The 24486-nt window shown below is 69.4% G+C and carries 22 protein-coding genes; 10 read left to right on the forward strand and 12 right to left on the reverse strand.

The genetic code is table 11. The features are described 5' to 3' along the window. Window positions 1–11: 11 nt before the first annotated feature. Entirely contained in the window at window positions 12–1394 is a 1383-nt protein-coding gene (locus LR394_RS09795; RefSeq protein WP_231440368.1) for an MFS transporter, read from the reverse strand. Window positions 1395–1524: 130 nt separating this feature from the next. Here LR394_RS09795 and LR394_RS09800 point away from each other — a divergent pair, with 130 nt between their 5' ends. The 3 genes from LR394_RS09800 (at window position 1525) to LR394_RS09810 (ending at window position 3629) form a co-directional block, all read left to right on the forward strand. Next, window positions 1525–2265: a FadR/GntR family transcriptional regulator gene (locus LR394_RS09800; RefSeq protein ID WP_231440369.1), complete on the forward strand. Its 741-nt coding sequence runs from the start codon at window positions 1525–1527 to the stop codon at window positions 2263–2265. Window positions 2266–2316: 51 nt separating this feature from the next. Continuing rightward, entirely contained in the window at window positions 2317–3168 is an 852-nt protein-coding gene (panB, locus tag LR394_RS09805) for a 3-methyl-2-oxobutanoate hydroxymethyltransferase (protein WP_231440370.1), read from the forward strand. Between the two features lie 128 nt (window positions 3169–3296). Continuing rightward, window positions 3297–3629 carry an excalibur calcium-binding domain-containing protein gene (locus tag LR394_RS09810; RefSeq protein WP_231440371.1) on the forward strand — a complete coding sequence of 111 codons (333 nt, stop codon included), beginning with the start codon at window positions 3297–3299 and terminating at the stop codon, window positions 3627–3629. Window positions 3630–3672: 43 nt separating this feature from the next. On the opposite strand, the gene ahpF is transcribed toward LR394_RS09810, so the two are convergent. The 6 genes from ahpF to LR394_RS09840 all read right to left on the reverse strand — a co-directional run bounded on the left by ahpF (window position 3673) and on the right by LR394_RS09840 (window position 11288). Then, on the reverse strand, window positions 3673–5229 hold the full coding sequence (ahpF, locus tag LR394_RS09815) for an alkyl hydroperoxide reductase subunit F (RefSeq protein ID WP_231440372.1): 1557 nt from the start codon (window positions 5227–5229) through the stop codon (window positions 3673–3675). Next, a complete protein-coding gene (gene ahpC, locus LR394_RS09820; protein WP_231440373.1) occupies window positions 5229–5792 on the reverse strand; it encodes an alkyl hydroperoxide reductase subunit C in 564 nt (187 codons plus the stop codon). Before ahpC ends, ahpF begins: the two co-directional genes overlap by 1 nt. Before the next feature lie 322 nt (window positions 5793–6114). Continuing rightward, a complete protein-coding gene (locus LR394_RS09825; RefSeq protein ID WP_231440374.1) occupies window positions 6115–6825 on the reverse strand; it encodes a carbonic anhydrase in 711 nt (236 codons plus the stop codon). 96 nt (window positions 6826–6921) lie between these two features. After that, entirely contained in the window at window positions 6922–8472 is a 1551-nt protein-coding gene (locus LR394_RS42815; protein ID WP_231440375.1) for a GAF domain-containing protein, read from the reverse strand. Between the two features lie 398 nt (window positions 8473–8870). Further along, complete coding sequence (locus tag LR394_RS09835) at window positions 8871–10052, reverse strand: MFS transporter (RefSeq protein ID WP_231440376.1); 1182 nt, start codon at window positions 10050–10052, stop codon at window positions 8871–8873. Between the two features lie 174 nt (window positions 10053–10226). Further along, window positions 10227–11288 (reverse strand): medium chain dehydrogenase/reductase family protein, encoded by a 1062-nt coding sequence (locus tag LR394_RS09840; protein ID WP_231440377.1) that lies wholly within the window; start codon window positions 11286–11288, stop codon window positions 10227–10229. Window positions 11289–11361: 73 nt separating this feature from the next. On the opposite strand from LR394_RS09840, the gene LR394_RS09845 reads away from it, so the two are divergent. Beyond that, window positions 11362–11991, forward strand: a complete 630-nt coding sequence (locus LR394_RS09845; protein WP_231440378.1) for a TetR/AcrR family transcriptional regulator — start codon at window positions 11362–11364, stop codon at window positions 11989–11991. On the opposite strand, the gene LR394_RS09850 is transcribed toward LR394_RS09845, so the two are convergent. After that, window positions 11992–12705, reverse strand: coding sequence for an SDR family oxidoreductase (locus LR394_RS09850; RefSeq protein ID WP_231440379.1), 714 nt, complete (start codon window positions 12703–12705; stop codon window positions 11992–11994). Between the two features lie 71 nt (window positions 12706–12776). Between LR394_RS09850 and LR394_RS09855 the strand changes: the two genes are divergently transcribed. Next, window positions 12777–13619, forward strand: a complete 843-nt coding sequence (locus tag LR394_RS09855) for a LysR family transcriptional regulator (protein ID WP_231440380.1) — start codon at window positions 12777–12779, stop codon at window positions 13617–13619. Here LR394_RS09855 and LR394_RS09860 read toward each other — a convergent pair. Both LR394_RS09860 and LR394_RS09865 read right to left on the reverse strand, forming a co-directional pair. Continuing rightward, window positions 13575–16451 carry an FAD-binding and (Fe-S)-binding domain-containing protein gene (locus LR394_RS09860; protein ID WP_231440381.1) on the reverse strand — a complete coding sequence of 959 codons (2877 nt, stop codon included), beginning with the start codon at window positions 16449–16451 and terminating at the stop codon, window positions 13575–13577. The genes LR394_RS09855 and LR394_RS09860 overlap by 45 nt on opposite strands. Next, complete coding sequence (locus LR394_RS09865) at window positions 16448–17614, reverse strand: pyridoxal-phosphate-dependent aminotransferase family protein (RefSeq protein ID WP_231440382.1); 1167 nt, start codon at window positions 17612–17614, stop codon at window positions 16448–16450. The genes LR394_RS09860 and LR394_RS09865 overlap by 4 nt, the downstream gene beginning before the upstream one ends. 122 nt (window positions 17615–17736) lie before the next feature. Between LR394_RS09865 and LR394_RS09870 the strand changes: the two genes are divergently transcribed. Beyond that, the gene (locus LR394_RS09870) at window positions 17737–19077 is read left to right on the forward strand and encodes an SLC13 family permease (protein WP_231440383.1); all 1341 of its coding nucleotides are present in this window, start codon (window positions 17737–17739) and stop codon (window positions 19075–19077) included. 4 nt (window positions 19078–19081) lie between these two features. Beyond that, window positions 19082–19810, forward strand: a complete 729-nt coding sequence (locus LR394_RS09875) for an IclR family transcriptional regulator (protein ID WP_231440384.1) — start codon at window positions 19082–19084, stop codon at window positions 19808–19810. Here LR394_RS09875 and LR394_RS09880 read toward each other — a convergent pair. Next, window positions 19802–20275, reverse strand: a complete 474-nt coding sequence (locus LR394_RS09880) for an ATP-binding protein (RefSeq protein ID WP_231440385.1) — start codon at window positions 20273–20275, stop codon at window positions 19802–19804. The genes LR394_RS09875 and LR394_RS09880 overlap by 9 nt on opposite strands. 155 nt (window positions 20276–20430) lie before the next feature. Continuing rightward, window positions 20431–20880: an STAS domain-containing protein gene (locus LR394_RS09885; RefSeq protein ID WP_231440386.1), complete on the reverse strand. Its 450-nt coding sequence runs from the start codon at window positions 20878–20880 to the stop codon at window positions 20431–20433. A 168-nt stretch (window positions 20881–21048) separates the two neighbouring features. On the opposite strand from LR394_RS09885, the gene LR394_RS09890 reads away from it, so the two are divergent. The 3 genes from LR394_RS09890 (at window position 21049) to LR394_RS09900 (ending at window position 24462) form a co-directional block, all read left to right on the forward strand. Beyond that, window positions 21049–22689, forward strand: a complete 1641-nt coding sequence (locus LR394_RS09890) for a GAF domain-containing SpoIIE family protein phosphatase (protein ID WP_231440387.1) — start codon at window positions 21049–21051, stop codon at window positions 22687–22689. Between the two features lie 70 nt (window positions 22690–22759). After that, window positions 22760–23719 carry an ATP-binding cassette domain-containing protein gene (locus LR394_RS09895; RefSeq protein ID WP_231440388.1) on the forward strand — a complete coding sequence of 320 codons (960 nt, stop codon included), beginning with the start codon at window positions 22760–22762 and terminating at the stop codon, window positions 23717–23719. Beyond that, the gene (locus LR394_RS09900) at window positions 23719–24462 is read left to right on the forward strand and encodes an ABC transporter permease (protein ID WP_231440389.1); all 744 of its coding nucleotides are present in this window, start codon (window positions 23719–23721) and stop codon (window positions 24460–24462) included. The genes LR394_RS09895 and LR394_RS09900 overlap by 1 nt, the downstream gene beginning before the upstream one ends. Window positions 24463–24486 lie beyond the last annotated feature (24 nt).

Genomic DNA, 24486 nt, shown 5'->3' on the forward strand with positions numbered 1-24486 from the left:
TTACAGGAAGGTCAGTGCCCGGCCGAGACGGTCGTGGACCGCTCGTCGGCGGAGACCTGCTGGCGGCGGCTGAGCGCCACCATGAGCACGCAGGAGACCAGCATCAGCGCGCCGACCAGGAAGAACGCCGGCTTGAAGTCGCCGCCGTTGGCGTCCTTGATCCAGCCGGTGACGAACGGGGCGGCGAAGCCGGCCAGGTTGCCCATGGTGTTGATCAGGGCGATACCGGCCGCCGCGGCGGCACCGGTGAGGAACTGCGTCGGCACGGTCCAGAAGTTGGGCAGCGCGGCGAAGATCGAGCAGGCGGTGACGGTGATGCAGGCGATGGTCAGCTGCGGGGAGCCGGCGTACAGGGCCAGCGGGATGCTGATCGCGCCGGTGAAGGCGGGGATCGCGATGTGCCCGGTCTTCACCCCGACCTTGGTGGCGTGCTTGGACACCAGGAACAGCACGATCGCGGCCGGCACGTACGGGATGGCGGTGATCAGGCCCTTCTCGACCAGGCCGAACTCGACGTCGTACTGCTCCTGGAAGCCGGAGATCACGGTCGGCAGGAAGAACGCCAGGGTGTACAGGCCGTAGATGAAGCCGAAGTAGATGGCGCTCAGGGTCCAGACCCGGCCGCTGGAGAGGGCGACCTTGAGGTCGGCCAGACCGTGACCGGACTTCTCCTCGGAGCCCTCCTTGGTGGCGTTCTCCTTGGCGATCGCGTCGGTCAGCCAGGCCTTCTCGGCGGTGTTCAGCCACTTGGCGTCGTTCGGGGAGTCGGCCAGGTAGAACCAGGCGATGACACCGACGATGATCGCCGGGGCGCCGACGCCGAGGAACATGAACCGCCAGCCCTCGAGGCCGAAGAACACACCGTCGTGGGTCATCAGCCAGCCGGCCAGCGGGGCGCCGATCACGCTGGTGAGCGGCTGGGCCAGGTAGAAGGTGGCCAGCACGCGGACCCGGTAGCGGGCCGGGACCCACAGGCTCAGGAAGAGGATCGCGCCGGGGAAGAAGCCGGCCTCGGCCACACCCAGGGCGAACCGCAGCCAGGCGAGCTGGGTGAAGTCCTGGACCCAGGTGAACAGCACCGCGACGATGCCCCAGGTGACCATGATCCGGGCCAGCCAGCGGCGGGCGCCGAAGCGGTGCAGGGCCATGTTGCTGGGCAGTTCCAGCAGGATGTAACCGATGAAGAAGACACCCGACGCGAAGCCGTACTGAGCGGCGGTCAGCGCGAGGTCGTCTCCCATGCCGTTCGGCTCGGCGAAGCCGATGGCCGTGCGGTCCAGGTAGTTGATGAAGAACATCAGGGCGACGAACGGGACCAGCCGGATCGTCACCTTCTTGATGGCCGACTTGGCCACGTCACTTTCGTGTGACTCGTCGAACGACGTCGTCGTCATCGGGACCTCTCCTTCGAGGGGCGGTGCCATGAAGCGTTGGGGCAAGGGGTGTCCGGACATCGTGGGGGGCACTGGTCTACCTGTCAACCGGTTGACCAATTTTGGTCGACCGGTTGCTAGGCTTCCGTGCGTGGCAGACAACATGGACGGCTTGAATGCCGCCTTCGGGGGCACGATCAAGAGCTCGACGGCAATGGCCGAGGTCACACGGCGGTTGCTCGACTACATCGGCAGCGGTTCCTTGGCCGAGGGTGACCGTCTACCTCCGGAACGTCAGCTGGCCACCCACATGGGGGTCGGCCGCTCCGCCGTGCGCGAGGCCCTGGCGGCGCTGGAAATACTCGGGATCGTCACGGTCCGTCCCGGCTCCGGAACGTACCTGTCCGGCGGAACGTCGGAGCTGCTCCCGCAGACCCTTTCGTGGGGCATCCTGCTGCGCTCGGACAAGACCCGGGAACTGATCGAGGTCCGGCAGAGCCTGGAGACCCAGGCCGCGCTGCTGGCCGCCACCCGGGTCTCGGCGGCCTCACTGCGCACCCTGGCCGAGCACGTGGCCACGATGGAGAAGAACCTGCACGGCGACTTCCACAAGTTCGTCACCGCGGACATGCTGTTCCACCACGAGCTGGCCTCCAGTGCCGACAACGTGCTGCTGCGCGACATGCTGCAGAGCGTGCGCTCGCTGATCCGGGTGTGGGTCGAAAGGGCGCTGAACGACAGCGATCACGCCCAGCTCACCCTCTCCGAGCACCGGGCGATCCTGACCGGCCTGGAGCAGCGTGACCCGGTGGCGGCCGCCGAGGCGATGCGCCAGCACATGCTCAGCGCCACCGAGCGCCTGCTCCCCACCCTCGACGTCGAGTCCGACTGACCATCGGCCCAGCGGCCCGAACCCACTGACTGCGAAAGAAGTTTCACCCGAATGGCCAGCACCGAGGAACCCGCCCCGTACGGCTCCGGCGCTTCTGCCGCAAAACCCGTCAAGCGGGTGCGAACCCACCACCTGCGCGAGATGAAGCAGCGCGGCGAGAAGTTCACCATGCTCACCGCCTACGACATGTACACCGCGCAGGTCTTCGACGAGGCCGGCATCGACGTGCTGCTGGTCGGCGACTCGGCGGCGAACAACGTCTACGGCCACCGCACCTCGCTGCCGATCACCGTGGACGAGCTGATCCCGCTGGCCCGCGCGGTGGCCGCCTCGGCGTCCCGGGCGCTGGTGATGGGCGACCTGCCGTTCGGCTCGTACCAGGGTTCCCCCGAGCAGGCCTGGGACACCGCGGCCCGGTTCATGAAAGAGGCCGGGGTGGCGGCGATCAAGCTCGAGGGCGGCGCCGCGATGGCCCCGCAGATCGAGCGCCTGGCCAAGGGCGGGATCCCGGTCTGCGCGCACATCGGTTTCACCCCGCAGTACGAGCACGCTCTGGGCGGCTACCGGGTGCAGGGCCGGGCCGAGGCCGCCGACCGGGTGTTGCAGGACGCTTTGGCCGCTCAGGAGGCCGGGGCGTTCTGCGTTCTGATGGAGATGGTCCCGGCCGAGCTGGCCGCCAAGATCAGCGCCCAGCTGGAGATCCCGACGATCGGGATCGGCGCCGGCAACGGCACCGACGGCCAGGTGCTGGTCTGGCAGGACGCGTTCGGGCTGAACACCGGGCGGCTGCCGCGCTTCGTCAAGCAGTACGCAGATCTGCGCGGTGTGCTGCTGGAGGGGGCCAAGGCGTACGCGGCCGACGTGAAGGGCGGAACGTTCCCCGCCCCGGAACACGGCTTCTGAGGCCACCGAAAGGTTTTCGCCGGGCGAATCCGAATCGCCCGGCGAAAACACCTGTCCGGATCGGGACTTTGGTCCCTATCTGATCGAAACCCCGCGCTCGCGAGCGACGGGGCAATAGCGTCACCGGCATGAAACGCGTCGTAGCCCTCACCCTCACCGCGGCCGTCTGCCTGGTCGGCCCGGTCGCCGTCTCCTCGTCCGCCTCGGCCGCGCCGGCCGCCGCCCAGAGCACCAGCTCCGAGTACCAGGTGGCGGCGAAGAAGAAGGTCAAGAAGTACAAGAACTGCACGGCCCTGAACAAGGACTTCAAGCACGGCATCCGCAAGAAGGGCGGCAAGGACAAGGTCCGGGGCAAGAGCGACCCGGTGCCCGCCAAGCTGATCCCGATCCGCACCAAGCTGTACAACGCCAACACCAAGCTGGACCGCGACAAGGACGGCGTGGCCTGCGAGAAGGCCTGAAACAGCAGAAGCCCCCGCCGCGGCGGGGGCTTCTGGTTTTGCTTCAGGAGGTGCGGATCAGGTGGTCGAAGGCGCTGAGCGCGGCCTTCGCCCCGTCGCCCGCCGCCGCCACGATCTGCTTGTACGGCACCGTGGTGCAGTCACCGGCCGCGAACACGCCCGCCGCCGTGGTGGCACCCGCGGCGTCGATCACGACCTCGCCCCGGCCGTTCAGTTCCAGGGCGCCGGTCAGCCAGTCGGTGTTCGGCAGCAGCCCGATCTGGACGAAGACGCCCTCGACGGCCAGTTCCTGCTCGGAACCATCGCGCCGGTCGCGGTACTTCAGCCCGGTCACCTTGCGGCCGTCGCCGGCCACCTCGGTGGTCTGGGCCTGGGTGAGCACCGTGACGTTGGGCAGGCTGTGCAGCTTGCGCTGCAGCACCTCGTCGGCGATCAGCTGCTCGCCGAACTCCAGCAGGGTGACCTGGGTGGCCAGGCCGGCCAGGTCGATCGCGGCCTCGACACCGGAGTTCCCGCCGCCGATCACCGCCACCGGCTTGCCCTTGAACAGCGGGCCGTCGCAGTGCGGGCAGAAGGTGACGCCCTTGTTGCGGTACTCCTGCTCCCCCGGCACGTCCATGGTGCGCCACCGGGCTCCGGCCGCGACCACCACCGTGCGCGAGCGCAGCACCGCCCCGGTCTCGAGTTCGACCTCGTGCAGCCCGGTCTCGACGTCGGTGTGCAGTTTGGCCGCCCGCTGACGGGGCATCACGTCGACCTCGTAGCCGCGCACGTGCTGTTCCAGCGCAGCCGCGAACTGGGTGCCCTCGGTGTGCGGCACCGACGGGAAGTTCTCGATCCCGGCGGTGTCGAGCACCTGGCCGCCCAGCCGCTCGGCCAGCAGCCCGGTGCGAATTCCCTTGCGGGCCGCGTACATCGCCGCGGTCGCGCCGGCCGGGCCACCGCCGACCACGAGCACGTCGAACGGCTCCTTGTCGTTCAGCGCAGCGCTCTCCCGCGAGGCGCTGCCGGTGTCGAGCCGGGCCACGATCTCGGCCAGCTCCATCCGGCCCTGCCCGAACAGCTCACCGTTGAGGTACACGGCGGGCACGCTGAGCACCTCGCGCTCGGCCACCTCGGCGGCGAAAGCGCCACCCTCGATGGCGGTGTGCGTGATGTTCGGGTTCAGCGCGCTCATCGTGTTCAGCGCCTGCACCACGTCCGGGCAGTTCTGGCAGGTGAGCGAGAAGTACGTCTCGAAGTGCAGCGGCCCGCTCAGAGCCCGCACCGCGTCGAGCAGTTCGGCCTCGTGCCGCGGCGGGTGCCCGCCCACATGCAGCAGAGCCAGCACCAAAGAGGTGAATTCGTGGCCCAGCGGAACGCCGGCGAAGCGCACTCCGGAGCCGCTGCCCGGGGTGGTAATCAGGAACGACGGCTTACGGACGTCCGCGGCCGGGTCCTCCCGGACGGTGACCTTCGCGCTGGCGGCGCGGACATCGTCCAAAAGCTCCCGGGTCTGCTGCCCGGCCTTGCTGTCGTCCAGGGTGGCGACGAGTTCGACCGGGTGGCGCAGGTTCTGCAGGTAGGCGGCGAGCTGGGTCTTCAGGCCAGCGTCGAGCATCAGATCTTGCCCACGAGCTCGAGGGACGGGGTCAGGGTCTCGGCGCCCTCTTCCCACTTGGCCGGGCAGACCTCACCCGGGTGGGCGTCGATGTACTGCGCGGCCTTGACCCGGCGCAGCAGGTCGGTGGCGTTGCGGCCGATGCCGTTGTCGTGGACCTCGACGGTGCGGATCTTGCCCTCGGGGTCGATCACGAACGAGCCGCGCAGCGCCTGGCCGGCGTCCTCGATCAGCACCTCGAAGTTGCGGGAGAGCTCCTGGGTCATGTCGGCCAGCAGCGCATACTGCACCTTGCCGACCGCCTCGGACGTCTCGTGCCAGGCCTTGTGCGCGAAGTGGCTGTCGGTGGAGGCGCCGTAGACCTCGCAGCCGATCGCCTGGAACTCCTCGTAGATGCCGGCCAGGTCCTCCAGCTCGGTCGGGCAGACGAAGGTGAAGTCGCCCGGGTAGAAGACGATGACGCTCCACTTGCCCTTCAGGTCCTCGTCGGTGACCGTCAGGAACTTGCCCTGCTGGTAGGCGTTGACGCTGAACGGCTTCACGACGGAGTTGATGAGTGACACTGCCGGTCCTCTTTCTCAGGGCGCGCGCGAGGGATCGCGGGCGGACGGGGGGATCGATACCGGCGACGGTGCCAGCGCGCCCGGCAGGCCGATCCGGAGTCCGGTTCGGCCGACGGGGAGTCGAAAAGCAGCACAGGCAGAGCGGATCGGGCCCGTTCTCGCTGCCGCCCCCGACTATAGGGCCCGAGGCTTATCTTGATCCAGTCCAGTCTTGAGGGGTGGGATGAGATCCCGGTTACTCCTGGCGGAGGGAACCAAAACGGCAGAGCCCCCTGATCACGATGTGATCAGGGGGCCCGCAGTGCCGAGGACCGGCGGAGGATCAGGCGGGGTTGGTCAGGTTCGCCCGGACCGGGTGCACCAGACCGGAGCTGAGCTCGTAGGTCGCGGCCAGCACGCCGAGGGTGTTACCGGCCACCGCGTCACGCAGGATGCCCGAGCGGGACTGCAGCAGCTGCGCGGTGGAGTCCGCGTGCCACTGGGTGAGCTCCTCCAGGTCGACCAGACCGGAGTTCTGGCCGGTGGCCATGTCGCAGGTCAGCTTGGAGACCACGTCGCGGATGTAGCCGCCGGGCACGGTGCCGTCGGCCAGGGTCTGGTGCGCGGCCTTGATCGCGCCGCACTTCTCGTGACCGAGGACCAGCACCAGGTCCACGCCCAGGGCGGCGATCGCGTACTCCAGCGAGCCGAGCACCGCGTCATCGACCGCGTGGCCGGCCGTGCGGACCACGAACACGTCGCCCAGACCCTGGTCGAACACGATCTCCGGGGGCGTGCGCGAGTCGGCGCAGCTCAGGATCGCGGCGAACGGCTGCTGGCCGGCCACCAGGTCGGCCCGGCGCTGCTGGTTGCGGCTCTGGCCGGCCCGGCTCTGGCCGTTCACCCAGCGGGCGTTGCCCTGCTGCAGCTTGGCCCAGGCCTGGGCGGCCCGGTCGCTGGTGAAGCTGACGGGTACTGCCTGCGCCTTACGCTGCCCGGGCAGGCTCTTCGCCTTGACCTGCGCGGGCTTGGACGTCGCGGTGCGCGTGCTCATGTGTCTTCTTTCCTAGATGAAAGCCAGGGGAGACCGGGCCGGCCCGCCTTCGTGCAGGCCGGCCCGGGTGGAACCGGATCGGTACGCAGCCGCAGATCAGTCGAGGATCGCGCGGGTCACGTTCACCTGGTCGGTGAGCACGCCCTGGATCAGCTGCTGGGTCTGGTTGATCTCGTCCACCGCGTGGTGGATGTCGGACAGGGAGCTGGTCACTGCCTCGACCCGGCTCTGGATCGCGTTCACCCGCTCGCTGACGTTCGTGGTCGCCCGCTCGGTCTGGCTGGAGAGCTCCTTGACCTCCTCGGCGACGACGGCGAAGCCCTTGCCGGACTGCCCGGCCCGGGCCGCCTCGATGGTGGCGTTCAGGGCCAGCAGCTTGGTCTGCGCGGCGATGGTCTGGATGTCCTGGACCACCTTGTTGATCTCCGCGCTGGCCTGGCCGAGCGCGGCGACCTGGGAGTTGGCCTCCTCGCTGAGGCGGCCGCCGCGGGAGGCGACGTCCGAGGCGGAGGTGACGTTGCGCTCCACCTCGCCGATCGACTCCATCAGCCGCTCGCCGGCCTCGCTGAGCAGCTTCTTGGACCCGAAGCGCTCCATCGCCTGACCGATCAGGTAGGCGGTGTTGCGCAGCGCCATCTCACGGCTCTTGGCCATGATCAGGGTCCGGGTGGCGAAGAAGTCGATGGTGCCGACGAACTTGCCGTTCACGGTGATCGGCAGGCAGACGCCGGACTTGACCCCGGCGCGCTGGGCCGCCGGCCGCCGCACGCAGTCGGTCAGCTCGCCCAGGTCCTCCACGAAGGTGAAGTCGTTGCGGGCCCAGGTGCGGCCCGAGAGCCCGACGCCGCGGGCGAACGAGGCCGAGAGCGTGACGTCGCGGAACTCGGAGGTGACGTCGCCGGACTCCCGGGAGAAGCGCAGCACCTGCGCCTCCTCGTCCAGGCGCCAGAAGGAGCCGTACTGCCAGTCGAAGTCGCGGCGGATGATCTCCATCGCCATCCGCAGCGCCTCCTCCTCGCTGGTCGCCGTGGTCAGCTCGCGGATGACGGCCGACACCGCGTCGACATCCTGCGCGGCCTTCTCCTGGTGGACCGCCTCGTGCATGCGCTCCAGGGCCGCGGAGACCAGCTGCCCGATCGCCCGCAGCACCGCCAGGCGGTCGTCCGAGGGGGTGAGCACCTCGGTGGCGAAGAAGTCCATGGTGCCGACCACTTCACCCTGCTCGATCAGCGGGAAGCAGACTCCGCTCTTCACGCCCATCCGGGTGGCTGCGGGGGCCCGGACACAGTCGGTGACGGTGCCGATGTCCTCGACGAAGACCAGGTCCCGCGAGCGCCAGGCCCGGCCGGACAGCCCCACACCCTCGGCGAACGAGGCCTCCAGGGTGACCTGCCGGAACTCGGCGGCGACCTCACCGCTGTCGACTCCGAAGCGCAGCACGTCGCCGCCGTTGCGGTCGCGCACCCAGTAGGAGCCGTAGGCCCAGCCGAAGTGCTCGCGCACCGTCTCCAGCGAGGTCTTGACCGCCTGCTCGATGCTCGTAGCCTGGTTGAGGCGGGCCACCACGTCGGTGACCGCCACGACGTCGGCGTGGGCTTCGGCGGCCGTACGCTCGGCGGCCGGGGTCCGGGTCGTCCTTCTGAACACTGATCACTCCACGTTGTAGCGGGCCTGTCCTCCAGGGCACTGCCTGCTCATTCGGCGCGAGGTCGCGAACAGTGAGGGGAATGACCAAACGATCATTGCTATGCGTGACCGGTTCCCCCGCTTGGGCGCCTGATTGCTCTGCTGGTATGACCCAGCGCCACCCGACAGACACGATCAGCGCAACGAAAGCCGGCCCGCGAGCTCGGTTCCGGCCCTGATGCCCTGCTTTGGGAAGGCCGGCCACCGGTGAGTGATCACGGTGCGCCGAAAAGGCGCAGTTCGTCGATGACCTGACGGTTGGTCCGGTCCTGAGCACCACACAGGGCACCCAGGCCAGTCAGATCGAGGTGATTGCAGTGGCTTTGGGTGGGAGCCCGGGACCCGCACCGGACAAGCGCCTAAGTAGGTTGAGCGCTGCGCGGGCGGATCAGCAGCAGCGCCGCCGCCGTGCTCGCGAGCAGGATCAGGCCCAGAGCACAGGTAAGCAGGGTGGCCTGGGCCCCGATCCCCTCCACCAGCACTCCCCCGGCGGCGATTCCGGCCGGCACCAGCAGCAGCGCGATCCCGCTGTCCGCAGCCAGCACCTGGGCCAGCCGTTCCGGCGGCGCGATGCGCTGGTAGAGGGCCATCGAGGTGGCCTGGTAGGGCGCCCAGCTCACGCCCACCAGGGCAAAGCAAACAATGGACGGTGTGGTCGCCGCCCCGATTCCGAGCGGCAGTAAGCACAGGCCCACCACCAGTACACCGCTCACTGTGGTGCGCCACAGCGGCCAGTCGCTCAGGTAGGGAGTGAGCAGGCCGCCCAGCACGGCTCCCACGCCGAACGCGGTGTAGAAGGTGGCCAGCAGGGTGGCGGTGCCGTCGGGCTGGCGAACCAGGGTGGGCAGGGCCACGTAGACCGGGCCGAAGAGGAAGAAGAAGGCCGAACTCAGGGTGATCAGGCCGAGCAGGGCCGGGTTCCGGAGGATCACGCCGAGGCCGGCGGTGCGCGAGTGCGCCTTGGGTGGGGCTCCGACGTCCAGATGCCGCACGAAGTAGTAGCTCAGGGCCAGAATGCCGAAGCTCAGCGCATCCACGGCCACCGCGACGGCCGGGTTCCAGAACACCAGGATCAGCGCGGCGACCGGTGGCCCGGCGATCGTTCCGGCCTCGGAAATGATGGCCAGCAGCGAGTTTCCGGTGAGCTGGTGTTGGCGGGGCAGCACCTCGGCGATCAGCGTGTAGCGCCCGGCCGAGCCCCAGGAATGCAGCAGCGAGGCCAGGGCCAGCAGCCCGATCAGCAGGCCGATGCTCAGCACCCCCAGCGCGTAGCTCAGCGGGATGGCGCCGAGAAAGACGCAGCGCCACAACGCATCCCACCGCGCCAGCTCCGCTCCGCTACGCCCCGACAAGACCCGCCCCAGGACCAGAGCCCCCACCGCTCCGGGCAACCCCGACATCGTCACCGCCAGCCCGACCAGCGCCGCGTTCTCGGTCAGCGACTGCGCCAGGAGCACGATCGCCACCACCGAGATGCCATCGCCCAGGTAGGACAACGCCATCCCCGGCAACAGCCGCCGCAGCACCGGATGGGACAGCACTGGCCAATAACGGAACACCCGATCCCCTACGGACGTGAGCCGACAACGTCCTCACATACTCCCGACCGGCCGGCCACCCGCACCAGCCGTTCGCCGCTAAGGCAAAACCCTTCTGCCCACAGCAAAAAGCGGCGCCCATCCCAGGGGGATGAGCGCCGCAGGCAGCGGCCCGGTTCAGACGTCAGGGGTGAGGACGACCTTGCCGAGCACCGTGCGCGACTCGGCCAGGCGCATGGCGTCGGTCACCGATGACAGCGGGAACTGGGCGGCGATCTGCGGCTTGAGCGCGCCCTGGGCCAGCAGGCTCAGCAACTGCTGGAGGTCTTCGCGCCTGCGGGCCCGGAAGGCCTTGGGGTTGAGCTTCTTGCCCGCCCAGATGCTGAAGAAGCTGGCACCCCGGCCGTTCGGCAGGTAGTTCCACAGCAGCAGCCGGCTGAAAAGGGCCATCGTGGGCCAGAAGTTGCCGCCCTCGTCGTTCACCGTGGAGGCGTTGCCGTACACGCACAGGTAGCCGCCCTTGCGTAGCAGCCCCCACGACTTGACCAGGTTCTCCCCGGCGACGTGGTCGAACACCGCGTCCACCCCTTCGGGAGCCAGCGCGCGGATCTGCTCGTACGCGTCCGGGTCGCGGTAGTCCACCGGTGTGGCGCCGAGCTCGCGCACCGCGTCGTGATGCCGGGCCGAGGCCGTTCCGATCACCGTAATGCCTGCGGCCCGGGCGATCTGGACCAGCACCGAGCCGACCCCGCCGTTGGCCCCCAGCACCACGATGGTGCCGCCGGAACGCACCTGGGCCGTGCGGTGCAGCATCTGCCAGGCGGTGATGCCGTTGATGATCAGTGTCTCGACCTCGGCCGGGTCCAGGTTCTCGGGCACCGGCATCAGGTCGGCCGCATCGACCAGCAGGTGGCTGGCCCAGCCGCCGACCTTGGTGATCGATGCGTAGCGCCGGCCGATCATCGCCTGGTCGACCCCCGCGCCGACCGCGACGGCGGTGCCGACCACGTCGTAACCGGGCACGAACGGGAAGGCCGGCTGGTCGTAGTAACGGCCGCGGCGCATCTGCTGCTCGGCGAACGAGACGCCGGTGGCCTCCATCCGGACCAGCACCTGCCCGGCCGCCGGGGTCGGCAGATCACGGCGGCGCACCTGCAGGCCCTCCGGCTGGACCGGGCCGGGCAGAACGATCTCGGTGGCGGTCATCGTGCGCTCCTCGGTGGTGGCTGTCTCTTCCATGGCCAGAACCATACGCACGTTAGCTAACGCCTGCAAGCTTACGGATCTAAGTTTCGACCTGTAAGGTTCTCGCATGGACCCCAAGAAGCCGGTTCGTGCTCGTAATCGCCGAGGTGAGGGCCGGAAACTGCGCGAGGAGATCATCACCGCGGCGATCGCTCTGCTGGACGAGACCGGGGACGAGCGGTCGGTCACCCTGCGCTCGGTGGCCCGCAAGGCCGGGATCGCCGCCCCCTCGATCTACGCGCACTTCGCCGACCAGCCGGCGATCATGCTCGCGGTGGTCCAGAACGGCCTGACGGAGCTGGAGCAGGTGCTCCACGCGGCGGTGGCCGAGGCGGCGGACCCCGAGCAGAAGGTGTGGGCGATCAGCCGGGCCTACCTGAAGTTCGCCGCCGACCACCCCTCCCGCTACCGCACCCTGTTCGGCGGGCTCTGGATCCCCTCGATCGACGGGGACAGCTCACTCACCGAGCAAGACCTGGTCGACCTGGGTGAATCGACGCTGCAGATCCTGGCCGACGCCCTGCACGAGGCGATCGAGGCCGGAGTCTCGGGCTGCGACGACCCGGCCAAGGACGCGGTGGCGCTCTGGCTGGGACTGCACGGGGTGGCCCACCAGCGCGCCGCCACCCGCGTCTTCCCCGGTCCGGAGGACATCGACGAGCGGGTGATCATCGCACTGGCCCGCCTGAAGCGGTGATCACCAGGGCAGTTCGCCCTCGTCGTTGAAGAAGCCGCCACGCGGGCCGTCGTCGGGCACGGTGGCCAGCTTGACCGCGATCGCGGCGCCCTCGGCGGTGGAGCGGTAGCCCTGGAACGCGGTGAAGTCGGTCGCGACATACCCCGGGCAGACCATGTTGACCAGGATGTTCGTGTCGGCGAATTCCCTTGCGTACTGCAGGGTGACGGCGTTCAGCAGGGTCTTGGACGGGCCGTAGGTGCCGTCGATCGCCCCCGCGTACGGCGTGGCCTGCTGCTGGTGGGTCAGGGAGGCCATGCTGGTGGACAGGTTGACGATCCGGGGTGCAGCTGAACGGCGCAGCAGGGGCAGGAAGGCGTTGGTCACCCGGATCACGCCGAGCACGTTGGTGTCCACCACCCGGCGGAACCGGTCCAGGTCGAGCACCGAGGGCAGTTCGAACTGCCCACCGTTGATCCCGGCGTTGTTCACCAGCACGTCCAGTTCGGCGAGTTCGGCCGCCGCGGCCTGCACGCTCTGGTCGCTGGTGACGTCCAGGGCCACCCCGAACACGTCCAGGCCTTCCGCCCTCAGCTTGGCGACCGCCTCCTGCCGCAAGTTCTCCTGGCGGGCCCCCAGCGCAACCCGGTAGCCCAGCTGGCCCAGTTGACGGGCAATTTCGAAGCCGATGCCCTTGTTCGCACCGGTCACCAGTGCGGTCTTTGATTCGCTCATGAGAACGAAACTAGGTACCGCGGGAGGTGACGGTCCAAGACCGGTTGAGTGCGCGGTCATACTCTGGAGGTATGGAGACCCGCCAGATGCGCTACTTCGTGGCTGTGGCCGAGGAGCTGAACTTCGGCCGGGCCGCGCAGCGCCTGGCGATGGCCCAGCCGCCACTGTCCCGGGCGATCCAGCAGCTGGAGCGGCACCTGGGCACCCGGTTGTTCGAGCGGGACAAGCGGGCCGTCTCGCTCACCCCGGCCGGAACCGTCCTGCTGCACGAGGTCCGCACCCTGCTCACCGGGATCGAGGCCGCCGAGCGACGTACCCGGCAGGCCGGCACCGATCCGGACCGGATCACGCTGGTCGCCAAGGCCGGCATCGACCGCCAGCGGCTGGCCGATCTGCTGGCGGCCTTCACCCGGGAGCGCCCCGACGTGAAGGTGGAGGTCGTGCTGGCCGCGATGGGCGAGTCCGAGCCGATGCTGCGCGACGGCCGGGCCCACCTGGGCCTGCTGACCCTGCCCCTGGAAGAGGCGGGCGGGCTGGACTACGAGGTGATCGACATCGAGAACCGGGTGGCGATCCTGCCCAGCGGCCACCCGTACGGCGAGCGGGCCGCGCTCTCACTCGCGGAGATGGACCGGATTCCCGGCCTGCCGCAGGGCCGTTGGCCCCGGCCGGACGGCAGCTACCCGGACGGGCCCGGGCCGGAGATCCATAACCAGCTGCAGCTGCTGCAGATGGTCGGTCTCGGCCTGGCCACCGCCGTGATCACCGAATCCTGTGTGGTCACCGCGACCAGCCACGGCCTGATCACCGTGCCGGTCGCGGACGCGGCGCCGGTCACCAACGTGATCGCCTGGCCCGCCCAGAGCCGCTCAACCGTGGTGGCCGACCTGGTCCGCACCGCCGTCCAGGGCTGAACTGATCAGCTCCACCGGATGCCAGGCCGAACGCCGGGTGCCGTGAAAGATCTGTTCCCGGCACGAGGTACCGGTGGCCGCCACCACCGTTGCCGAGCCTTCGGCGGCGATGGCCGGGAACAGCCGGTCCTGACCCACTTTCATCGAGATCGCGTAATGCTCGGCCTCATAACCGAACGAACCGGCCATGCCGCAGCATCCGGCGTCCAGCTCCACCACCTCGGCCCCCGGGATCCGGCGCAGCAGAGCCATTGTCGCCGACGTGCCCACCTCGGCCTTCTGATGACAATGCCCGTGAAACAGGATCCGCCGACCGGCCAGCCAGGAATCCCCGGCCAGCCGCAGTCGTCCCTCATCGATCGCCTCGGTGAGCAACTCCTCCACCTGCCGCACCCGCCCGGCCACTTCGACCACATCGGGATTGCCGGGCAGCATGCTCACGTGCTCGTCCCGCAGGGTGAACAAGCAGGACGGCTCGCAGCCCACGATCGGCCCTTCGGTCACGGCCAGCCGCCGGGCCATCGACGAAGCACTCGAAGCAGCCTGGTCCAGAAGACCTTTGGACAGCGCCGAGCGCCCGCAGCAACCGGCGTCGGCCAGTTGCACATCCCAGCCCGAGCGCTGCAGCAACGTGATCGCGGCCTGGCCGATCTGCGGTTCGGTGTAGGTGGTGAACGAGTCGGCCAGAAAGTTCACAGTACCGACGGACGCGGTGGCCGGCTTGGGCGCGCGGGCGTACCAGCGTTTCAGGTTGCGGTAGCGGAACTTCGGCAACGGACGTTGTGGTGCGATCCCCACGAATCTCACCAAGGGGCGGCTCAGGAACCGCAGATTGGCCAGCGGGGCGAAGGCCGAACCCAGCCGGTTCAGCAGACGGATCCGGCCGAAGACCCGGCTGCGCAGCGGAACCCCGTGCTGGTCGTGGTAGTGCGACAGGGTCTCGCTCTTGAGCTTGGCCATGTCCACACCCAGCGGGCATTCCGCCTTGCAGGCCTTGCACATCAGGCACAGGTCGAGGATCTCGTGCAGCCGTTCGTCGCCCAGCGCGGCCGCCGGGTCCGGCTCGGACAGCGCCTTCACCAGAGCGTTGGCCCGGCCGCGGGTGGCGTGCTCCTCGTCCAGGGTGGCCACGTACGACGGGCACATCACGCCGGTGGTGCTCTTACGGCACAGACCGATGTTCATGCACCGGTCGGCCGCGCCCCGCATCCCGCCGACCACCTCGAAGTCCAGCCGGGTGCGAAACCCCACGGCGGGTGCGAGTTCGGCGTCCCGCAGATGCGAGGTCATCGGCGGCGCGTCCACGATCTTGCCCGGGTTCAGCACCCCCGCGGGATCGAAGAGCTGCTTGACCGAGCGCATCGCCTCGTACAGGTCGTCGCCGAAGATCTCGCGGTTGAACTCGCTGCGGGCCAGGCCGTCGCCGTGCTCGCTGGAGTTCACTCCCCCGAACTCGCGCACCAGATCCTTCACCTCCTCGGCCACCGCGCGCATCCGCTCGATCTCGTCGGGCCGGGACAGATCCACGAACGGGCGGATGTGCAGGCACCCGACCGAACAGTGGCCGTAGAATCCAGCTTTCATCTGGTGCGCGTCCAGCACCGCGGCGAACCGCGCGGTGTACTCGGCCAGCCGCTGCGGCGGTACCGCGGTGTCCTCGACGAAGGCCAGCGGCCGGTTGGCGCCCTCGCTGGCCGCCATCAGCAGACCCAGGCTGGACTTACGCACCTTCAGCAGGGCCTTCTGCTCGGCCGCGGTGACCAGCGAGAGGGTGTGATAGCCGTGCCCGTTCGCCGCCCACAACGCCAGCAGGGCCTCGAGCCGCGAGCGCACGGCGGAAGCGTCGTCCCCGGTGAACGAGACGAACAGCAGGGCCGCCGGATCACCGACGAGATGATCGCCCAGATCGGCGTACTCGATCTTCTGGCGGGACAGGTCGAGGATGGTCTTGTCCATCAGCTCGACCTGGGCCGGCTCGCAGCTCAGCGCATCGGTGGTGGCCTCGACCGCCTTCTGGGTGGTGTCGAAGTGCCCGACCGCGAACATGGTCACGGCCGGTTTCGGTACCAGGTCCACTTCCGCGTGGGTGACCACGGCCAGCGTCCCCTCGGAGCCGACCACGAACGTCCCCAGGTCGAAATCCTTGGCCAGCCGGTCCAGCCGGTAACCGCAGGCCCGTCGCCAGAAGGGCGGGAAGCCCTGCTCGATCGCCTTGGCACTGCCCTGGAGGATCTTCGGAAGTTCCCGGTAGAGAGCGCCTTCCAGCGTCGGCCGGGCCGCTCGTCGAGAACGCTCCGGTTCGTCGAGCGGTTCCAGCCGGGCCGTGGAACCGTCGCTGAGCACCACGTCCAGGGCCCGCACGTGATCGATCGTCATGCCGTAGCGCAGCGAGCCGCTGCCGGCCGAGTTGTTGCCGATCATCCCGCCGATCGTGGCCCGGTTGCTGGTGGAGGTGTCCGGGCCGAACATCAGGCCGAAGGGCGCGGCCGCCCGGTTCAGGTCGTCCTGCACCACGCCGGCCTGCACCCGGGCCCGCCGCCGCTGCGGGTCCAGCTCGAGGATCTGGTTCATGTGCCGGGAGAAGTCCAGCACCAGGCCGGATCCCACGGTCTGGCCGGCCAGGCTGGTGCCGGCCCCGCGCGGGGTGACCGAGATGCCGTACTCCGCGGCCAGGCGCACCGCGGCGCTGACATCCTGCTCGGTCTTCGGGAACACCACCCCGGCCGGCCGGATCGCGTACATGCTGGCGTCCCGGGAGAACAGGTGCCGGCTGTAGTCGTCGAACCGGACCTCGCCCTCGAGTTCCGCCTGCAGCCGTGCGGCCAGGCTCATCGGTTCTCCTGCAGCAGCGACTCCAGGGCCGCGTTCACTCCCCCGGCGTCGATCGGGACCCCGGCCAGTTGCAGGCCCATCTGCACCCCGCCGAGCGTGCCGATCAGCGTCAGGTCCTCGAAGGCGCCGAGATGGCCGATCCGGAAGACCTTTCCGGCCACCTTGGACAGGCCGGCGCCGAGCGACATGTCGAAGCGGTCGAGAATGATCCGCCGGATCTCGTCGGCATCGAACTCCGGCGGCACCAGGATCGCGGTGAGCGAGGCCGAGTACTCCCGCTCGTCCTGGCAGAGAATCTCCAGCCCACCGCCCCAGGCGCGAACCGCCGCGCGGGTGGCCCGGGCGTGCCGCTCGTGCCGGGCGAAGACGTTCTTCAGCCCTTCCTCCTGCAGCAGCTTCAGCGAGGCCTCCAGCCCGTAGAGCAGGTTGGTGGCCGGCGTGTACGAGAAGAACCCGTTGGCGTTGGCGGCCAGCAGCGGTTGCCAGTCCCAGTACGAGCGTTGCAGTTTCGCGGTCTTCGAAGCCTCGAGCGCCTTGTCGCTGACCGCGTTGAAGCTCAGGCCGGGCGGCAGCATCAGCCCCTTCTGCGAGCCGGCCACGGTGACGTCCACCCGCCACTCGTCGTGCCGGTAGTCGATCGAGGCCAGCGAGGAGATGGTGTCCACCAGCAACAGCGCCGGATGGCCGGCGCGGTCGATAGCCTGGCGGATCGCCCCGATCCGGCTGGTGACGCCGGTGGAGGTCTCGTTGTGCACGCAGCACACGGCCTTGATCTCGCCGCCCGGGTCGGCGCTCAGCCGCTCCTCGACCTGGGCCGGATCAACGCCGTGCCGCCAGTCGCCGGGGACCAGATCGACCCGCAGACCCAGATCCAGCGCCATCTCTCGCCAGAGCGAGGCGAAATGGCCGGTCTCGAAGCACAACACGCGATCGCCCGGGCTCAGGGTGTTCACCAGTGCGGCCTCCCAGGCGCCGGTGCCGGAGGCCGGGTAGATCACCACCGGGCCGGTGGTGCCGAAGACCGGCTTGATCCCTTCGAGCACCCGCCGGGCCAGCGCCTGGAACTGCGGGCCCCGGTGATCGATGGTCGGGGCGGCCAGCGCGCGCAGCACCTCGTCCGGGCAGTTCGTCGGGCCGGGGATCTGCAGGAAGTGACGCCCCATCGCAGGACCTCCTCGGGTTGGGTCTTGACGTGACCTGCGTTACACGTGATGGTGCAAAAGGTACACGAAATATCCATTTCGCATCGTGGAAGTTCATCCGAAGACCGTCCGCGGGAGCCGCCGTGTCCGAAGAGCTCATCTCGATACTCGTTCTGGCCGTGGTGTTTCTGATCGCCACCGTGCTGCCCGTGCACATGGGGGCGCTGGCCCTGGTGGCCGCCTTCGTCGTCGGGCCGCAACTGCTCGACGAGGACCTGGACACTGTGCTCGGCGGTTTTCCGGCCGACCTCTTCGTCATCCTGGTCGGCGTCACCTACCTGTTCGCCCTGGCCAAGGAGAACGGAACCGTCGACTGGCTGGTCGAAAAGGCCGTCCGGTCGGTGCGGGGGCGGGTCTCGCTGATCCCCTGGGTGATGTTCGCCATCACCGCCGCCCTGACCGCGGTCGGCGCGGTGGTACCGGCCGCGGTGGCCATCATTGCGCCGATCGGCATGAATTTCGCCAAGCGGTATTCCATCTCGCCGGTCCTGATGGGCCTGATGGTGATCAACGGGGCCAGCGCGGGCGGGTTCTCACCGATCAGCATCTTCGGCAGCATCGTGAACGGGGTGGTCGAGCGCAACGATCTGCCCGGCAGCCCGACCGCGCTGTTCCTGTCCTCGCTGATCTTCAACAGCCTGCTCGGGGTGGTGGTGTTCTTCCTGTTCGGCGGGCGCAGGCTGCTCGGGCAGCGAGACCTGGGCACCGGCGTCCCCGATTCGCCCCCGGAGCCCACTGCGGCCCCGAAATCCGGCCGGGACCGGGCCAGCACCACTTCGGTCCAGACCACCACGGTCGCCTCGCCGCCGCGCACCGAGCACACCGAACTCGACCGCAACCGGCTGATCACCCTGCTCGGGATGCTCGGCCTGGCCGTCGCCGTACTGGTTTTCGAGCAGGACGTGGGCTTCACCGCGCTGGTGGTCGCGGTGGCGGTGACCATCCTCTGCCCGTCCGGCAACAAGAGCGCGGTCAGCGCGATCGCCTGGCCCACCGTGCTTCTGGTCTGCGGCATCGTCACCTACGTGGCGATGATGGAACGGCTGGGGACGATCGACTGGCTGGGCGAAGGGGTGGCCGACCTGGGTGCCCCGCTGGTCTCCGCCCTCCTGATCTGCTTCATCGGGGCGGCCGTCTCCGCTTTCGCCTCCACCACCGGCATTCTCGGTGCGCTCATCCCGCTGGCCGTACCGTTCCTGCTGGCCGGTGAGGTCGGGGCGGTCGGCATGATCATCGCCCTGTCGATCTCGTCCTCGGTGGTGGACTCCAGCCCGTTCTCCACCAGCGGCGCCCTGGTGGTGGCCAATGCACCCGACGAGGATCGCGACGCCGTGTACAAACGCCTGATCCAGTGGGGCTTCTCGATGGTGGCGATCGCGCCGATCGTCACCTGGCTGGTCTTCGTCGTCCCGGGCTGGGGCTGAAGCCTTGGGCGTTCAGTCGATCGAGCGGGCCTTCGGCCTGCTGGAGGCGGTGGCCGGCCAGGGGCAGATGTCCTTGTCCCAGCTGGCCGCCGCCTGCCAGCTCCCGCTGCCGACGATCCACCGGCTGGCCCGGACCATGGTCGACCTGGGCTACCTGCGGCAGGAGCCGAACCGGCAGTACACCCTGGGGCCCAGGGTGCTGCTGTTCGGCGAGAGCTCCTCCAAGATGCTGAACAACGTGGCGCTGCCGCACCTGCGGGCGCTGGTCGAGGAGATCGGCGAGACCGCCAACCTGGCGATGCGCGACGGCGATCAGGTGGCCTACATCGCCCAGGCGCCCGGTCGGCATGCGATGCGGATGTTCACCGAGGTCGGCCGACGGGTGCTGCCGCACTGCACGGCGGTGGGAAAAGTGTTGCTGGCGCCGATGAACGACGATGCCGTGCGGCTGATCCTGCGGCGCACCGGGATGCCCCGGCACACCGAGCACACCCTGGTTCAGCCCGAGGAATACGTGGCGCACCTGGCTCGGGTGCGCGAACTGGGGTACGCGGTGGACGAGGGCGAGCAGGAGGTCGGCGTGCGCTGTGTCGCCGTGGCCGTCCCGCATCCCCTGGCCCACCTGGCAATTTCGCTGTCCGGCCCGGCCCCTCGGATGTCGGACGAACTCTTGACGAGGGCCTTGCCGCTGTTGCGACGCTCGGCTCAGACGCTGGCCGGGGAACTACGCTGAACTGAGCTTGAGGCGGCGCAACAGCTCTTCCGGGGGCAGGTCGGGGATCTCCGCCCACACCGTCTTGCTCGGCCCCTCCACGTACCAGCCGGCCTGTGACGAGAGCGCCAGCACGATCGCCAGACCCCGACCGCCGATCTGCTCGGCCACCGGTGAACCGAGCACCGGGTGCTCCTGCGGGGCAGCGTCCTGCACGGTGATCAGCCAGTGCGTGGCGGTGGAGGCCAACTCCACCCGCACCGGCGGCCGGCCGTGCCGCAGGGCGTTGCCGACCAGTTCGGTGCACACCAGTTCCACCCGGCGCCGGGGTTCGGCCATCACTGGTGAATCGGGCGGCAGCACCACCGGCGGCTCGCGCCGGCACAGCCCGCCCAGCTGCTCCCGGACCGGCGCCAGTTCAGCCAGGTCGGCCAGGGTCCAGAGGCCGTGCGGGTGCCTCGGGATCCGGCTGGGGATGTCCTTCACAAGGTGAGAGATCGCGGCGCTCCTAGCTGCTGGTCGCAGCGTCCGGCTCGGCCCGGTCAGACGCCCAAGACAGCCCACACGCAGAAGGTCGGCCTCGTATCAGCACCCTAGAGGGGGAACCTGGGCCCCGCGCGCCGACGGCACCACGCAGCGGCTCAGGGAGTGGCCTTGCCGTCCGGGCTGATCCGGCCCTCGGACCACCGGAACAGGGACGAAGCACCTGCGACAGTGAGCAGTTCCTCCACCACCGGGGCCGGCCCGCTCAGCGTGACGGTGCCGCCGTGGGCGCGGATCGAGGCCGCCACCCGCACCAGGAACGAGATCCCGACTGAGTCGATCATGTCCACGTGCCGCACGTCCACCAGGATCGGCAGGTCCTGCTCGATCGCGTAGCTGCCGGCCTCCTCCAGCTCCTGGGCCTGGTTGATGTCGATCGCGCCGCGCATCAGCACGACCACCGTGTCCTCCTGGTGGTAGACCGACACGTCACCGCGGCCCGGAGCGGCCTCACCGGTCGAGCCGCCGCCCAGTTCGCCGGTCAGGACGTCGACCGATCGCAGATGGCGCGCTCGCCGCGGCCCTGCCTTCTCGGTATTTCCATCCACACGGCTCCCTTGGTCCTTCATCGTTCCTTCCCGACGCCGAAGCCCCCGGTCCGGGCACGTCGATCAGCAACGATACGTAACTTCACCGAGGTATTACTAGGACGCCCCGGCCGGTCTCCGGATAATGGCCCTCGTGCAGAGCAGGGGTGTCACCGCGGGCGGCCTTCGATGAGCAGCCACACTCAGCTGAGCTTCGACCGGTACACCCAGCTGGTCCGCGACACGCTCCAGGTCCCCGCCGCAATCGTCTCGCTGGTCGGGGAGCAGGCCCAGGTCCTGGTCGGGGCCTCCGGCCTGCCCGAGCCCTGGCAGGAGCAGCGCTGGACCCCGCTGGTGCACTCTATCTGCCAGCTGGTGACCCAGGACGGCAGCCCGCTGGCGGTACCCGACGCCCGGCTCGACGAGCGCACCAGCCACAACCCGGCCACCACCGAGCTGGACGTGGTGGCCTATCTGGGGGTCCCGCTGCAGGAGGCCGGCCAGGTGGTGGGCGCGCTGTGCGCGATCGACGGCTCGCCCCGGGAGTGGAGTCAGCGCGAGCTGCACATCCTCACCGGCCTGGCCGCCGCCTGCTCGGCCGAGCTGACGCTGCGTGACTCCAACCACAAGGCCAACGCCCGGCGGCTGGAGGCCGAGTCGGCCCGGGAGGCAGCCGAGCAGGACGGCCAGGACGCCCGGATCGCCCAGCACCGCTCCGAGCGCCAGACCGTGGCGATCCGCGAGTCCGAACGGCACTCCCGCCTGCTCCTGGCCCTGTCCGAGACGCTGGCCGCCACCAGCAGCGTCAAGAGCGTGATCCAGGTGGTGCAGGAGACCGCCGCGACCTACCTGGACACCGAGACCGCGATCTTCACCGTGGCCGAGCAGGAGGACCTGCCCGAGCCGCCGCCCGGCCGCACGCTCCTGGTACCGCTGTCCGGCACCCTGCCCGGGCGGCTGATCCTGACCTGGGACACCGAGGCCAAGGCCCGGCCCTGGACCGTCGGCGAAGGCCTGTCCGAGAACTGGCATGCCCAGGCCCAGGAGACCGTCTCCGCGCTGGCCCACTACGCCTCCACCGCGCTGGACCGGGCGATCCTCCTGCAGGAACGCCGCAGCGCGGCCGCCACCCTGCAGCACGCCATGCTGACCACGCTCCCCGCCCAGCCGGACGCCGAGCTGGTGGCCCGCTACGTGCCGGCCGCCAGCGCCAACCAGGTGGGCGGCGACTGGTACGACGCCTTCACCGTCTCCGGCGACCTGGCCCTGATCATCGGGGACGTGGCCGGGCACGACATCGAGGCTGCGGCCACCATGGGCCAGGTCCGCAGCATCCTGCGCGGGCTGCTGATCGACCGGGCCGAGCCGCCCGCCCAGATGATCACCCGCCTGGACAGCGCCCTGACCGAGCTGGGCATGCCGACCAACGGCTCGCTGGTCCTGGCCGTGCTGCACCCGGGTGAAGGGCCCGGGCCGCGCACCCTGTCCTGGGCCAACGCCGGGCACCCGGCTCCGCTGGTGGTGCAGGCCGACGGCCGCACCCGGCTCCTGGACGAACCTTCCGACCTGCTGCTGGGCATCCCCTTCGACCTGCGCCGGCACACCCACCAAACCGAGCTGGCCCCCGGGGACACCCTCGTGCTGTACACCGACGGCCTGATCGAACGGCCCGGCCGCACCCTCTCGCACGGTCAGGAAGCGTTGTGCCGCAGTGCCTCCGAGCATTACCAGCGCCCGGCCCAGGAGATGCTCGACCATATTCTGCGGGACCTGATCACCAATGCCCCGGACGACGACTGCGCCGTGCTGGTGATCCGCCTGACACCGTGATCGGCCTCCGCTGACACGGCCCGGGCGGCGGTGTCAGCGGCATGTCATAGCCCTCCCGCAGATTGAGGGCATGACGAATTCAGCGATTACAGCCTCGGGGCTGCGCAAGGCCTACGGCGAGCAGGTCGTGCTCGACGGAGTCGACCTGGAGGTACCCGCCGGCTCGGTGTTCTCGCTGCTGGGCCCGAACGGCGCCGGCAAGACCACCACCGTGCACCTGCTGACCACCCTGCTGCGGCTGGACGGCGGCCGGGCCGCGGTGGCCGGGTTCGACGTGGCCACCCAGACCCGGCAGGTGCGCTCGGCGATCGGCGTGACCGGCCAGTTCGCCTCGGTCGACGAACTGCTCACCGGGCGCGAGAACCTGCAGATGATGGTCGATCTGCAGCGCCGGGCCCGGCCCGCGGCGGTCGGCGAGCTGCTGGAGCGCTTCGATCTGCAGGAGGCCGCGGACCAGCGGGTGACCAGCTACTCCGGCGGTATGCGGCGCAAGCTGGACCTGGCGATGACCCTGGTCAGCCGGCCGCAGATCCTGTTCCTGGACGAGCCGACCACCGGCCTGGACCCGCGCAGCCGCCGCACCCTGTGGCAGATCGTGCGGGAGCTGGTGGGTGAGGGCATGACCATCTTCCTCACCACGCAGTACCTGGAAGAGGCCGACCAGCTGGCCGACCGGCTGGCGGTGATCGACCACGGCCGGGTGGTCGCCGAGGGCACGCCCGAGCAGCTCAAGCGCCAGATCCCCGGCGCCCACGTACAACTGCGCCTGGCCGGCCCCGAGGCCCTGACCAGCGCCACCCGGGTGCTCACCGACGCCACCCCCGACCCGGAGAACCTGATCCTGCGGGTGCCCAGCGACGGCAGCGTGAAGGCGTTGCGCTCCCTGCTGGACCGGCTGGACGAGTACGCGATCGAGGTTTCCGAGTTCACCGTCCACCTGCCCGATCTCGACGACGTCTTCCTGGCCCTGACCGGCTCTGCCCCCTCCGCCCCCTCTGCCCCCTCTGCCCCGAAAGCGAGTGCCTCCTGATGAAGAACAACTCCGTGGTCATGCTCCGCCGCAATCTGCGCCACACCACCCGCAACCCGGTGGCGGTGTTCAACGCGATCCTGTTCCCGGTCATCCTGATGCTGATGTTCGTCTACGTCTTCGGTGACGCCTTCGACGTCGGCGGCGACTACCTCGACTACGCCACCCCCGGCATGCTGCTCCTCGCCGTCGTCTACGGCCTGAGCGCCACGATCATGGCGGTGAACTCGGACATGACCACCGGCATCATCAACCGGTTCAAGGTCATGGACGTCTCCCGCGGGGCGGTGCTGAACGGGCACGTGGTGGCCACGATTCTGCGCACCTCGCTGGCGATCCTGGCCGTGCTGTCGGTCGCGCTGCTGCTGGGATACCGGCCGCAGGCCTCGGCGCTGCAGGGGCTCAGCGCCGCCGGGGTACTGCTGCTGGTGGTCACCGCGGTCAGCTGGCTCAGTGTGGCGCTCGGCCTGGCCGCGAAGACCGCCGAGACCGCGGCCTTCTCCGGGGTGCCGCTGGTGATGCTGCCGTTCTTCAGCAGCGCCATCGTCCCGGCCGACGCGATGGGCACCGGAGTCCGGCAGTTCGCCGAGTACCAGCCCTTCACCTCGATCATCGAGTCGCTGCGCGGGTTCCTGGCCGGCAGCCCCGACCTGACCCAGACCTGGGTGGCGATCGCCTGGTCGGCCGGGATCATCCTGCTCAGCCTGGTCTGGTCCGGCCGCAAGTTCAGCCAGCGGGCATGATCGGGCAAACCGCCCGAACGTGGC

It is taken from the genome of Kineosporia babensis (assembly GCF_021129305.1).
GTDB lineage: Bacteria > Actinomycetota > Actinomycetes > Actinomycetales > Kineosporiaceae > Kineosporia > Kineosporia babensis.

What these genes read in the sequence shown, in the direction of transcription:
- LR394_RS09900 (WP_231440389.1), top strand. Translation starts at nt 23,719, where the DNA reads ATGAAGAACAACTCCGTGGTCATGCTCCGCCGCAATCTGCGCCACACC.
- LR394_RS09810 (WP_231440371.1), top strand. Translation starts at nt 3,297, where the DNA reads ATGAAACGCGTCGTAGCCCTCACCCTCACCGCGGCCGTCTGCCTGGTC.
- LR394_RS09855 (WP_231440380.1), top strand. Translation starts at nt 12,777, where the DNA reads ATGGAGACCCGCCAGATGCGCTACTTCGTGGCTGTGGCCGAGGAGCTG.
- LR394_RS09795 (WP_231440368.1), bottom strand. Translation starts at nt 1,394, where the DNA reads ATGACGACGACGTCGTTCGACGAGTCACACGAAAGTGACGTGGCCAAG.
- LR394_RS09850 (WP_231440379.1), bottom strand. Translation starts at nt 12,705, where the DNA reads ATGAGCGAATCAAAGACCGCACTGGTGACCGGTGCGAACAAGGGCATC.
- LR394_RS09825 (WP_231440374.1), bottom strand. Translation starts at nt 6,825, where the DNA reads ATGAGCACGCGCACCGCGACGTCCAAGCCCGCGCAGGTCAAGGCGAAG.
- LR394_RS09890 (WP_231440387.1), top strand. Translation starts at nt 21,049, where the DNA reads ATGAGCAGCCACACTCAGCTGAGCTTCGACCGGTACACCCAGCTGGTC.
- panB (WP_231440370.1), top strand. Translation starts at nt 2,317, where the DNA reads ATGGCCAGCACCGAGGAACCCGCCCCGTACGGCTCCGGCGCTTCTGCC.
- LR394_RS09895 (WP_231440388.1), top strand. Translation starts at nt 22,760, where the DNA reads ATGACGAATTCAGCGATTACAGCCTCGGGGCTGCGCAAGGCCTACGGC.
- LR394_RS09840 (WP_231440377.1), bottom strand. Translation starts at nt 11,288, where the DNA reads ATGGAAGAGACAGCCACCACCGAGGAGCGCACGATGACCGCCACCGAG.
- LR394_RS09845 (WP_231440378.1), top strand. Translation starts at nt 11,362, where the DNA reads ATGGACCCCAAGAAGCCGGTTCGTGCTCGTAATCGCCGAGGTGAGGGC.
- ahpF (WP_231440372.1), bottom strand. Translation starts at nt 5,229, where the DNA reads ATGCTCGACGCTGGCCTGAAGACCCAGCTCGCCGCCTACCTGCAGAAC.
- LR394_RS09865 (WP_231440382.1), bottom strand. Translation starts at nt 17,614, where the DNA reads ATGGGGCGTCACTTCCTGCAGATCCCCGGCCCGACGAACTGCCCGGAC.
- LR394_RS09860 (WP_231440381.1), bottom strand. Translation starts at nt 16,451, where the DNA reads ATGAGCCTGGCCGCACGGCTGCAGGCGGAACTCGAGGGCGAGGTCCGG.